We start from the raw sequence: 13,010 nt of genomic DNA, 5'->3' as shown, positions 1-13,010 counted from the left end.
ATAGTTTGTAAGAAGGAGAGGCTTTAATTATAGAAGTCTCTCCTTCTATTTTATTCCGCATTCATGGTAGATCGACTGATTAAAGTTTTCTTAAGAAGCTTTATTTTCTTGTAATTGCTTAGCGTATTGTACAGCCTTATATGCATTGACTCTACCGTTTTTCCAGTACGTACCTGTACCACTAATTTTATCAGAAGTTGACTCAATAATTTGGCGGATTTGTGTATTACTATATCCTTGATTTGCTAAAAGAGCAGCGACTCCTGCAACATGAGGTGTTGCCATAGATGTACCACTTAATGATTGATACGTGCTTCCTTTATATGTTGAATATATATTTGAACCTGGTGCTGCAACATCTACCCAGCTACCATAAGTAGAAAATGAAGATTTTCTATCTGATTGATCTGTAGAACCAACTGCAATTACTTCGCTGTAATAAGCAGGGTAATTAGCTTTTGTATTTCCAGCATTTCCAGCAGCTGCAACTATAACAGAGCCTTTATTCCATGCATATTGAACGGCTTGTTGTAATGCAGTACCACCATTTGGAGCTCCTAAACTTAAACTAATTACTTTTGCACCCGAATCAGCAGCTTCTCGAATACCTTGCGCTACAGCATCAAGAGTACCACTTCCTTGATTATCTAATACGCGGACAGCATAAATTGAAGTTTGTGGGGCAACACCAGCAATTCCGACGCTGTTATTCGTAAGTGCTCCAGTAATTCCAGCGCAATGTGTACCATGACCATTACCATCATCAGATGTATTGTCGTTATCAACATAGTCATGCCCGTAAATTACTTTCGAAGCCAAATCAGGGTGTGAGCCTTGAACTCCTGTATCAATAATAGCTACTTTTACACCAGGATCACTTCGTTGGCTATCCCAAGCTTGTGGAGCTTGAATCTTTTGTAATCCATATTGATTATTAAAATATGGGTCGTTTGGAGTCCAAAAGGCGTGAACGTAATAATTCGGTTCTGCATATTCCACATCTGGATTATTTTTATAACTCTTTATTTTTTCTTTTACAGTACCTTTTGAAAATTGTACGACTTCAAAACCTAACTTATCATCTTTAGATAAGACATTAGCTCCGACAGATTTATGAAAAGATTGCACATTACTTAAAGATGTATTTTGTTTGAACTTAACGATTAATTGGTTAGGAACGTAATCAGTAGATGATGTTTCAGCACTTGAAGTATTCGTGTTAAAGAAGAAACCACCAATAATAAATGATAAAACAGATAGGAAAACAATGATTTTGTTTTTCAAAAGATTTTTCCTCCCTTTTCTTGGATGAGTTTTTCAGCGACACTTTAATGTCGCATTCCTTTTCAACTATATAGTTAGACCATACGATTTATGACATTTATGTGAAAAACTTTTGGAGGAATAAAAAGGAGTAAACATTGATATAAATATATTTTTAATGATAGTAATTAAGTAAAAGAGGGGATGAAAAAAGGAATGCCCATCATGTATGAGTCATTCCTTTTTTCATAGATTAACTTGCCTGTTTTTTATTATTTTCTTTCAATTTCTCTGCTTGTAAAAAGCGATTCGTTTCAGCAACAACAATACTACTTAATCCAATTAGACCAATTAAGTTTGGAATGGCCATAAGTCCATTTGCAATATCAGCAAATGTCCATACGATTCCTAGCTTTAAATTAGCACCAATTGCAATCATGACGATAAAGATTGCTTTATAATATTTAACAGCACTTTCTCCGAATAAATAAGCTACACATTTTTCTCCATAATACGACCAGCCTAAAATAGTAGAGTAGGCAAATAAAATAATTGCGATACCGAGAATCATACTACCAGCAGTACCAAATACAGATTGGAATGCAAGTGTTGTAGCTTCAACGCCAGTTTTACCAGATTTCCAAGCACCTGTAGTAATTAATACTAGTCCTGTAATTGTACATACAATAAACGTATCTAGAAAAGTACCAGTCATTGAAACTAAAGCTTGTTTTGCAGGGGAATCAGTTTTTGCAGCCGCAGCAGCAATTGGTGCACTCCCTAAACCAGCTTCGTTCGCAAATACACCACGCGCCATTCCGATTTGAATAGCTGATGCAACTGTTGCCCCAATAAAACCACCAGCAGCTGCTGTACCATTAAATGCACCAGAAAAAATAAGTGAAAATGCTTCAGGAATTTGGTCGTAGTGATAGAAAATAATTATAAGACCAGCAATTATATAAAAGAAAGCTTTAATAGGAACGACATATCCCGTCACTTTCCCAATTTTTTTTACACCGCCTAAAATAACAATTGCGATTAAAAATGCCATTAGTATACCAGTTAAAGCAGGAGGGAAAGAGAAATTAATTCGCATTGCCTCTGCAACTGAATTAGATTGCACCATATTACCAATACCGAAAGAAGCAGTTGTACCGAATATAGCGAATAATACTGCTAGCCATTTCTTACCTAAACCACGTTCTAAATAATACATTGGCCCACCTGAATATTCACCATTTTCATTACTAACACGGTATTTCACTGCAAGTATTGCTTCAGCATACTTTGTTGCCATACCGAACAATGCGGTAATCCACATCCAAAATATTGCACCAGGTCCACCTATAGTAACAGCTGTTGCAACGCCAGCTATATTTCCCATACCAATCGTTGCGGCCATAGCTGTCATAAGTGCTTGGAAATGACTAATATCTCCAGAAGAAGAAGTATCTTCTGATTTTTTAAAAGCTAGTTTGTGAGCGTATAATAGTTTACTAAACTGTAAACCTTTCAAACGCACTGTGAGAATGATACCTGTTCCAACGAGTAGCAACAAAGTTGGTAATCCCCACACGTATTGATTCATTTGTTCTAATACTTTACTTACTGTCTCCATCTTTATTCTCCTTTTTTAGAAAAAATAAAAACCACTTCAAGTAAATGAAATGGTCTCTGGAGAAACAAGGGATAGAAAAATAAACCGATACAATCGGCTTTTTCTTTCGCTTGTCTCTGTCCTTTTACCTGAGAGATTATCCGCTAAAGTAGCGGATTTGCTCCTTCGGTGCTCGTTTTCCTCCGCGCTCTATAAAAGCGAGAGGGAGTCTCTCCAGAGATTCGTCCCCATGCAGTTCTACTTGTAACCAAGACCTGAGAGTTTCAAAGTTGGTATAACAACTTTTTGCCCCGTCGGTAGATCAATAGACCTTCTCCTGAATGGTTCATCCGAATTATAAAATTTACAAACACATTGATTGTAAATCAATAAAAACATTATAGACATACAAATTGTGAATTGCAATCATTTTTTATTTTAAAATAGTAAATAGTTTTATTTTTTTGTAAGTCCTAATTTATCTTCAACTTCATTTAAAGTAGATAAAGCAATGACAATATGTTGATCCGCAAGTCCTAAAGCTTGTTTTGTTTTTTCAATAGTTTCATTGGTTGGAGTAGAGTTATTTGCTCCGTCTATAATCAAATTTGCTGCATTTTTCATGAAATTTGATGCGGATTTAAACTGATTTGTGAATTGAAGTAGTTGTTTTTGTATATCTATATTTGTTATGTTTTCTTCAATTTTAAGCGTGTCTATTTCGTTCATAATTGTTTCATACCGCTTGGAAACGGCATTCATTGTAACTAATAGTTTATTTCGATCTACTGAATCTCCATTCGTGTTAATCTCTTCCCAGGCAGGCAACCAATCTTTTTCGATGATGTTATTATAAGTAGTAGTCAATTCATTAATTTTAGGTTGTAATTTCGTTTTGAAAGTTTTTGTATCCGCTGTTTCTACAGGTGCTTTTTCGTTGTTATTTTTAACATTAGTAACGTAGAAAATTGTACTGAAAATGATGAAAATAGAAATAATAACTGTCCATTTAGTAAAAAGTAATTTCTGCAATATGTAACGCCTCCAAAATTTAAAAACTTATAATTATAATATATAACAATAATGTTGTTTGGAGTAGAGAAAATAGGTTGGAAATGATTTAAATTATATCTTTTCTATACATAAATAATTAAAGTTAGTAAAATGATGAAAGTTATATGTGAGAAAAGAGGGTTTTTAGTGAAAATGAATAGAAGAAAACTAGTTTCAAGTATTTCAATGGCTATGTTATTAGTTGGTGTAATTGCATTCATATTTATGAATAAAGAATCTAAAATTAATGGTTTTCCAGTACCAATGTCAGCAATCTATATTAACGATGACAAGGAAGAGGACTATCAATATATAAGTGTAATGCCAATTACAAAGGCGAGTGGATGGGAGAACTTAGGGGAAAACGGGCATACTGTTAGTTTTAAAAAAGGGGAGCGGAAGGTAGCAGTAGTACATTATCCAGGAGACATTACGTATTATTTATTTGAAAAATAATTGATGATAAAAGGGATAGGGAGTAGATGATAATGTAAGATTGTTTACTTTCTATCTTTTTTGGATTTTAATTCTGAATTGTTTGAATTAAAATTATTATGCGTATAGAATAAAATAATATGTTTTATTGAATGATATAGATAATAAGTAATATATAATAATGTTATGTAAACTATAAACAGGGGAAGAAAGCAAATCAAGAGATTTTAATTTTTATATTTTAGATGTATTTTTACACGGTAAGTATTCCAATAATCAACTTACAACATTTACGGAGGGCATCAAACTTTGAATAAGTAATGGAGTTGATAACAAAATAAATTAACGTTTGTGTATATGGAAAAATAGAAAGTATGGCGAGTGGGAAATGTATCGGATCATAAGGGGGAATTAAAAATGTTACTAAAAACAATCTACTGTAAGGTGGAAGAAGAGAAAAAGGAATTGTTTTCAAATGCGCAAGAAAAATGGCGTGATATACAGCACCTAGATGGTTTTCATGGACAATTTGGTGGATGGAATGAAGATGAGGCATGTGTATTTACTTTATGGGAAGATAGAAGTGTATATCAATCATTTATGAATGGTGCTCACGATACAATTTATTTAAATAGTAATCAAGAGGATACGTTTCTTTCATGTGAAATTGAATTATTTCAAACGTTGTATGATATAACTGATATGCATTTGAAAGACGTTGTAATAGAGGGAGCATTCGTAAGAGTTGCTATATGTGATGTAAAGTTGGAAAAGGAAAAGCATTTTTTACATAAGCAAGAAACAATTTGGAATAAAGGAATGGAAAAAGCAAAAGGAATGCTAGGTGGGGTAGTTGGGAAGTCTTTAAAAAATGAAAATCGTTACATAGTGTTAACGTATTGGAAAGATGAAATAGCGCACCAACATTATGTGGAAGAGATTTTCCCAGATTTATATAAATTAGCTAATATTCATGAAGATATAGAAAAGATACAAGGAAAACAAGCTGTATGTAAGGAAGAATGGCTTGTATATTAAACGCTGAAAAAGTGCATAAATGATTGTATAATAACGATATTTTCTTATAAACAAGCAATTAATAGAAGACGTTATATACCCTTTCATGTTAATATATTTAAGTTATAATAGGAGGCTTACCCTTTTGTATTGTACGGTAGAAGCAGTGTGAGCTTGAAATTTTTTTTAGAAAAGGATGTGCCTAATTTGCGTATTAATAAATTTATTAGTGAAGCTGGAAAAGCGTCTCGACGTGGAGCGGATAAACTAATTAATGAGAGAAGAGTAATTATTAACGGTAAGGTTGCAAAAATTGGTGACCAAGTAAATCCAGGTGATGATGTACGAGTAAATGGAGAGCAGCTTCGAATTGCTCGAGATCACGTATATATCGCTTTAAATAAACCAGTAGGTATTACATGTACGAGTGAAAAAGCTGTAAAAGGTAATATTATCGATTTAGTGAACCATCCTTTACGAATTAGTCACATTGGACGTCTTGATAAAGACTCAGACGGTTTAATTTTATTAACGAATGATGGTGATATTGTTAATGAAATTTTACGTGCTGAAAACAAACATGAGAAAGAATATATCGTTTCAGTAGATAAGCCAATTACACCTGATTTCTTAGAGAAAATGGCAGCGGGTGTTAAAATTTTAGGAACAAAAACGCTTCCTTGTGAGGTTACACAGTTATCAAAATATGAGTTCCAAATTATTTTAACACAAGGGCTAAATCGTCAAATTCGCCGTATGTGTGAAGCTTTAGGTTATCAAGTATACACGTTAAAACGTACGAGAATTATGAATATCGAATTGAATAATTTACCAGTTGGGCAGTGGAGAGATTTAACGAAGAAAGAGAAAAGACGTCTATTTGCAGACTTAAATTACGAACCACAAGATTGGTAAAATTGTGAAGTGAAACCAAAAAAATTTGGTTTCACTTTTTTAATTAAATAAATAATTTTTTTAAACACTTGCAAAAATAAAATGAATAAGATATATTAAATAACAATAAATGGATGTTTTACAAAAAGCAAAGAAAAGGACACGAGTTATTTTACCCGGTTATACAGAGAAGGAAGGAAAGCTGAGAACTTCCTAACGCAGAAAAATAACTTACCACCTTAGAGCTGCACTAGGGAAATTAAGTATCTAGTGCCGTGTATGCGACGTTATCGCAAAAGAAGCCATTATGTTTTTTGTGATGGGAATCTGGGTGGAACCACGGATATAAGCATATTCGTCCCTATATTTAGGGATGAATATGCTTTTTTGCATTCAATTTCATAATAAGCGAAGAAAAGGACACGAGTTATTTTACCCGGTTATACAGAGAAGGAAGGAAAGCTGAGAACTTCCTAACGCAGAAAAATAACTTACCACCTTAGAGCTGCACTGGGGAAATTAAGTATCTAGTGCCGTATAAACGACGTTACCGTAAAAGAAGCCATTGCATTTTGTGATGGGAATCTGGGTGGAACCACGGGTATAAGCACGCTCGTCCCTATTTTAGGGATGAGTGTGCTTTTTATTATGAAATGGAGAGATGAAAAATGAAAGAACAAATGATTGAAATTAAATTTCCAGATGGTAGCGTGAAAGAATTTGTAAAAGGAATTACTTTAGAAGAAATTGCGGGATCCATTAGCAGTAGTTTGAAAAAGAAAGCAGTCGCGGGGAAAGTGAATGATGGGTTATATGATTTACGCCGAAATATTGAAGAAAATGCGGAAGTAGAAATCATTACTATAGATTCAAATGAAGGTGTAGAAATTGCAAGACACTCTGCGGCACATATTTTAGCGCAAGCTGTAAAAAGAATGTATGGTGATATAAATCTTGGGGTGGGGCCTGTTATTGAAAATGGATTTTATTATGATATGGATCTTCCAAGTAGTGTAAACATAGAAGATTTACGAAAAATCGAAAAAGAAATGAAAAAGATTATAAATGAAAATATAAAGATAGAACGAGTTGAGGTCTCTCGAGAAGAAGCAGCAAAACTGTTTCAAGAAATGAACGATCGCTTGAAATTAGAACTTTTAGAAGCAATTCCTAGTGGGGAAAGTGTAACACTATATAAACAAGGTGAATTTGTAGATTTATGTAGAGGGCCACATTTACCATCAACAGGTTATTTGAAAGCATTTCAATTAACTCACGTTTCCGGTGCATATTGGCGAGGTGATAGTAATAACCAAGTGCTTCAGCGCATATATGGTGTTGCATTCTCTTCTCAAAAAGAATTAGAAGAGTATTTACATTTCGTTGAAGAAGCAGCAAAAAGAAATCATCGTAAGTTAGGCAATGAGCTTGAGTTATTTATGTTTTCTGAAGAGGCTCCGGGAATGCCGTTTTATTTACCGAAAGGACAAATGATTCGTAACGAATTGGAAGCATTTTTAAGAGAAATTCAAAAAGAGTACAATTATCAAGAAGTACGCACTCCGTTCATGATGAACCAAGAAGTATGGGAGAAATCAGGGCACTGGGGACATTATAAAGATAATATGTATTTCTCTGAAGTAGATAATAAAAGTTTTGCATTAAAACCGATGAACTGTCCAGGGCACATGCTTATGTTTAAAAATAAATTGCATTCTTATCGTGAATTACCGATTCGTATGTGTGAATTCGGTCAAGTACATCGCCATGAATTTAGTGGTGCGTTAAACGGATTATTAAGAGTACGTACTTTCTGCCAAGATGATGCACATTTATTTGTAACTCCAAAACAAATTGAAAATGAAATCAAATCCGTAATGGCGCAAATTGATTACGTATATAAAACTTTTGGATTCGAATATGAAGTAGAGCTTTCTACTCGTCCAGAAGATTCAATGGGTGACGATAAATTATGGGAGCAAGCAGAAGCAGCATTAGAAAATGTATTACAATCGCTAAATTATAAATATAGACTAAATGAAGGTGACAGTGCATTTTACGGGCCGAAAATTGATTTTCATATTAAAGATGCTTTAAATAGAAGTCACCAGTGCGGAACAATCCAGCTTGATTTCCAAATGCCAGAGAAATTTGATTTAAATTATATAGATGAAAATAATGAAAAGAAAAGACCAGTTGTTATTCACAGGGCAGTTTTAGGGTCATTAGATTGCTTCTTAGCAATATTAATTGAGCACTTTGGAGGGGCGTTCCCGGCATGGGTGGCACCAGTTCAAGTGAAAGTAATTCCAGTTTCAAATGCAGTACATGAACAATATGCCAATGAGATTACACTTAAATTAGCACAAGCTGGCGTTCGTGTTGAACAAGATGCACGAGATGAAAAATTAGGATATAAAATAAGAGAAGCACAAATGCAAAAAGTACCGTATGTTCTTGTTATTGGGGATAAGGAAATGGAAAACGGAGCTGTAAATGTACGTAAATATGGAGAAGAGAAGTCAGAAGTTGTTGCGCTAGATGTATTTGTGGCAAGTATTGAAGAAGAAATAAAGAATAGAAAATATTGATTGTAAAGAAAACACACTATTAGAAATTAGTGTGTTTTCTTTTTTTATCTTACAAAAATGTAAGGTAAATGTAAGCGAAATCGAGGGAACGAGTTGTAGAAAAATGAGAATATGAAGTAGGAAATAGGATCATGTTAAGGGTGTAAATCTTATTGGATGAATAATTAAAAAATTCTTAAGAATTTACATGACAAAATAATAAGAAATATGTGAGAAATTGATTTTATACAAAAGGGATGGAGTGAAAGAGATGTCAACAAATGTAGTTACTGTAGAAAGTGTAGAAAAAACGTATGGGAAAAGAAATGAGAATCAGTCAAAAGCATTAAGAGGCGTATCGTTAAGTATTAAAGAAGGAGAATTTGTCGGGATCATGGGGCCTTCTGGATCTGGAAAAACGACATTACTTAATGTGATAAGTACACTTGACCAGGCGACAGGTGGTAGTGTGACGATAGCTGGTACAAATATTACTTCTATGAAAGGTAATGCATTATCAGATTTTCGATCTCAAAAATTAGGTTTTATCTTTCAAGATTTTAACTTACTAGAAAATTTATCAATTTATGAAAATATCGCTTTACCACTTTCTTTGCAAGGCGTCCCATCAAGTGAGATTACTGGAAAGGTAAATGACGTTGCGAAGAAATTAGGCATCACTGAAATTTTAACAAAATATCCGACGGCTGTTTCTGGGGGACAAAAGCAAAGAACAGCGGCGGCAAGAGCTTTAGTACATAATCCAGCAATTGTATTAGCAGATGAACCGACAGGCGCGCTTGATAGTAAAAATGCAAAAAGTTTATTAGAAGCGATGCAAGATTTACATGAAAATCATAATGTAAGTATTTTAATGGTTACACACGATGCATTTAGTGCAAGTTATTGTGAGCGTATTTTATTTATTCAAGATGGTCTTCTTTATAAAGAATTAAATCGTCAAGGCACTCGAGAGAATTTCTATCAAGACATTTTAGGTGTGCTCGCTCATATGGGCTCAGCTGCTGAGTCTAAGTAGGGGGCGAAACTATGTTATTTAAATTATCACGTCATAGTATGAAAAAGATGTTAAAAGATTATATGGTTTTACTTATTGGCCTAGTTATTAGTATTAGTATTTTCTACATGTTCCAAACGATGGCGATGAATAGTGAATTTACGAAAGATAATAGCCTAATTAGTAGTATTAGACTCGTCTTTTGGGTAGGTGCAATACTATTATCTTTCATTACTGTATTTTATATTATATATGCCAACTCTTTCTTACTCACGTTAAGAAGAAAAGAACTCGGTATGTACATGATGCTTGGTGCAAAAAAGAAAAAAGTAGCACAGTTATTATTTATTGAAACATTCGGTATGGGTATTGTCAGTATTATTATCGGTATTTTAGTAGGGATGTTACTTGCAAGTGTAGCAGGAAACTTTTTAATGAATGGAATGGAAATTTCAGCAAAAGGTAGTTATGCATCTGTATACACACCAGCAATTTTAGTTACAGCTATTTTCTTCTTAATACTATTTTTCATTACTGGCTTAATGAACAGTGTCCGATTGTTACGTAAAACTGAACTAGAGTTAATTCGTGAAGATGAAACACTAGATGAAGTGAAGAAAAGTAAAACTCGCATTATTATAATGACAGTACTTGGTGTATTACTAATAAGTACAGGGTACTATTTTATGATCAATGTAAAAATATATGCTGAATTAGGTTTTATTATAGCAACCATCGTTACAACACTTGGAACATATTTTATCTTTAGTTCATTACTCCCGTTTTTTGTGATGAAAATTAAGGGGAATAAAAAACGAAATGAAACGGGCTTAAATAGTTTTACATATGCACAGCTACGCTTTCGAGTAAATAGTTTATCGAGAGTATTAGGTACTGTAGCAATGTTAATTGCATTAGGCGCAGGTGCGATGACGGCAGGTATGGCTTTCCAAAAAAATGTAGGTATTATGACAGACTTTTCTCGTGTATATGATGTTGTAATTCATGATCCGAATGATCAAGACAAAGCTGCCTTAAAAGAAATGGAAATTGTTGAAGAAAGCAAGTACAACTATAAAGTAGATGGAGAAGCGGTTTATTATTTACGTAACGACTTAACTGCGAAACCACCACTTGTTTCAGACCATTTTGATACAAAAACGTTAAAAGAGCCTGTTCGTAAACGTGTGACTGAACCTTTAACTGAACCTGTATATTCAGCTTTAGAGGCTCCTGAATTAGCAAAATTCCCTCAAATGCCAAAGGATTGGGAAGACGCAGTTGTAAGAGAGATACAAATTACGCATAATCAATTTAGCGGAAAACCAGTAAGAATTGCAGACGAAGAGCATTATAAAGGAATTCAAGGAACAGAACACACTGTAACATTAGCAAAAGTAGATGATATGAAAAAATATAAACCGTTATTGATCGAAATAGACAAGAGACAAAAAGCACAAATTGAAAAAGCAACAGGTGAAAAGGTAGACTTATTTACGAAAATGACAATTTATCAGTTTATGAACAGCTTCATGAGCGGAACAATGTTTATGGGATTTTTCCTCGGAATTGCCTTTTTAGCAATGATGGCAAGTTCCCTTATGTTCAAAATATTAACAGGTGCTTCTCGCGACGTACGCCGTTATGAAATGTTACGAAAAATTGGTGTGAGACGCAGTATGTTAACGAAAAGTATATATAAAGAAATTTCATATTTATTTATCTTCCCAGCGATCATTGGCATTTCTCACGTTTTAGTAGGGCTTAACTTATTTAGCTTTATATTAGTTGACCCGTTTGTGAAAGTGTGGGTGCCAATAGGAATTTTCTTAGTCATTTATTTCATTTATTACTGGATAACTGTTCAACTTTATAAAGGTATGGTAATGCCGAAAGAAGAGGTAGCTAAATAGTTTATGAAAAGAGTCCTTGTTTAAAAACAAGGGCTCTTTTTTATTTGTTTTTATAAAAATGTGTATGTGAGATGTTTTTAATCTTTCTGTAATAAATATATAGAAAATTAAGAAAACGTTAAGGTTTTATGTAACGAAAAGTTAAGAAGTGTATGGGAGACTAATAATGTACAAACAAATTAATATTTTTATAAATTAAAAAGAAAGGAAATGTCTTATGAAGAAAATAAGAAAGTAATAAAACTTATTGGAGTCATCACTATACTATTACTAATTGTAGCACTAATATTTCCTAAATGGACCTCGCAAATAAAGGGAAACAACAGTACAAGTAGAGATAAATGGAAGTGATCATGAAATTATGATACGCGGCAAAGATAAGCGGAATCCAGTTATCATCTTTGTCCATGGTGGGCCAGGCTCTTCAGAAATACCATATGCTCAAAAATATCAGGATTTATTGGAAGAGAAATTCACGATTGTTAATTACGATCAAAGAGCAAGTGGGAAATCGTATCATTTCTTTGAAGATTATTCGAATCTTTCATCAGACTTACTCGTAGAGGATTTATTAGCAATGACAGATTATGTTTCAAAACGTCTCGGCAAAGAAAAGGTAATATTAATTGGCCATTCTTACGATACATATATTGGAATGCAAGCGGCCTATAAAGCTCCTGAAAAATATGAAGCATATGTTGGGATAGGACAAATGAGTGATACAGTAGAAAGTGAGATGGATAGTTTAAATTTTGTAATTGACCAAGCGAAAAATGCAGGAAATGAAGATGAAGTTTCCTATTTAAAAGGGCTAACTGAAAAAATCAAAAATGGTGATACATACACTCCGCGAAATTATGTTGCGAAATATGGTGGAACATCAAGAGTCATTAAAAATCCAGATAGTGATAATGTTGGTATGTTATTCATTAATGAATATAACTTGTTAGACGTAATTCGTTATAACGTTGGATTATCACATTCTCAAACTGTCTTATTAGAAAAGGATTTAAAAAATCCATTGCCTACTAAGGTGATTGAAATGAAGCTACCGTTTTATTTCCTTATGGGGAAATATGACTATAACACTTCATTGCATGCAGCAAAAACATATTTTGATACGATAGAAGCAGATCAAAAACAATTTATTACTTTTGAAAAATCAGCTCATTATCCACAATTTGAAGAGAAAGAAAAATTTTATAAGTGGATGTGCGATACATTCATAAAATAAAGTATATCCGAAC

At 33.5% G+C, this 13,010-nt stretch carries 9 protein-coding genes, 1 pseudogene, 1 riboswitch and 2 other annotated features; of the genes and pseudogenes, 7 read left to right on the top strand and 3 right to left on the bottom strand.

The window, feature by feature from the left end; genetic code table 11:
- Positions 1 to 90: 90 nt before the first annotated feature.
- From ACO6VI_RS21525 to ACO6VI_RS21515, 3 genes are all read right to left on the bottom strand, one after another.
- A complete protein-coding gene (locus ACO6VI_RS21525; RefSeq protein ID WP_098818849.1) occupies positions 91 to 1,284 on the bottom strand; it encodes a S8 family peptidase in 1,194 nt (397 codons plus the stop codon).
- A 232-nt stretch (positions 1,285 to 1,516) separates the two neighbouring features.
- A complete protein-coding gene (locus ACO6VI_RS21520) occupies positions 1,517 to 2,884 on the bottom strand; it encodes an alanine/glycine:cation symporter family protein (RefSeq protein ID WP_078993340.1) in 1,368 nt (455 codons plus the stop codon).
- Between the two features lie 106 nt (positions 2,885 to 2,990).
- Positions 2,991 to 3,111, bottom strand: a riboswitch (glycine riboswitch).
- Between the two features lie 208 nt (positions 3,112 to 3,319).
- Positions 3,320 to 3,895, bottom strand: coding sequence for a hypothetical protein (locus ACO6VI_RS21515; RefSeq protein WP_097911767.1), 576 nt, complete (start codon positions 3,893 to 3,895; stop codon positions 3,320 to 3,322).
- A 132-nt stretch (positions 3,896 to 4,027) separates the two neighbouring features.
- Between ACO6VI_RS21515 and ACO6VI_RS21510 the strand changes: the two genes are divergently transcribed.
- The 7 genes and pseudogenes from ACO6VI_RS21510 to ACO6VI_RS21480 all read left to right on the top strand — a co-directional run bounded on the left by ACO6VI_RS21510 (position 4,028) and on the right by ACO6VI_RS21480 (position 12,997).
- Positions 4,028 to 4,372, top strand: a complete 345-nt coding sequence (locus ACO6VI_RS21510) for a hypothetical protein (protein ID WP_141505491.1) — start codon at positions 4,028 to 4,030, stop codon at positions 4,370 to 4,372.
- Between the two features lie 396 nt (positions 4,373 to 4,768).
- Complete coding sequence (locus tag ACO6VI_RS21505; protein WP_000925163.1) at positions 4,769 to 5,389, top strand: YdbC family protein; 621 nt, start codon at positions 4,769 to 4,771, stop codon at positions 5,387 to 5,389.
- Between the two features lie 186 nt (positions 5,390 to 5,575).
- Positions 5,576 to 6,283 (top strand): 23S rRNA pseudouridine(2604) synthase RluF, encoded by a 708-nt coding sequence (gene rluF, locus ACO6VI_RS21500; protein ID WP_001222162.1) that lies wholly within the window; start codon positions 5,576 to 5,578, stop codon positions 6,281 to 6,283.
- Between the two features lie 121 nt (positions 6,284 to 6,404).
- Positions 6,405 to 6,628: a binding site (T-box leader), on the top strand.
- A 36-nt stretch (positions 6,629 to 6,664) separates the two neighbouring features.
- Positions 6,665 to 6,886 (top strand) — a binding site (T-box leader).
- 44 nt (positions 6,887 to 6,930) lie between these two features.
- A complete protein-coding gene (gene thrS, locus ACO6VI_RS21495) occupies positions 6,931 to 8,853 on the top strand; it encodes a threonine--tRNA ligase (protein WP_422424030.1) in 1,923 nt (640 codons plus the stop codon).
- A gap of 250 nt (positions 8,854 to 9,103) precedes the next feature.
- Positions 9,104 to 9,871, top strand: coding sequence for an ABC transporter ATP-binding protein (locus ACO6VI_RS21490; protein ID WP_000106426.1), 768 nt, complete (start codon positions 9,104 to 9,106; stop codon positions 9,869 to 9,871).
- A gap of 11 nt (positions 9,872 to 9,882) precedes the next feature.
- The gene (locus ACO6VI_RS21485; RefSeq protein WP_097911760.1) at positions 9,883 to 11,763 is read left to right on the top strand and encodes an FtsX-like permease family protein; all 1,881 of its coding nucleotides are present in this window, start codon (positions 9,883 to 9,885) and stop codon (positions 11,761 to 11,763) included.
- Positions 11,764 to 11,973: 210 nt separating this feature from the next.
- Positions 11,974 to 12,997, top strand: a pseudogene (locus ACO6VI_RS21480) (alpha/beta hydrolase).
- The last annotated feature ends 13 nt before the right edge of the window (positions 12,998 to 13,010 follow it).

It is taken from the genome of Bacillus sp. PSXD-155 (assembly GCF_049310765.1).
GTDB lineage: Bacteria > Bacillota > Bacilli > Bacillales > Bacillaceae_G > Bacillus_A > Bacillus_A cereus.
This window is presented reverse-complemented; position numbering and strand designations above follow the sequence as displayed.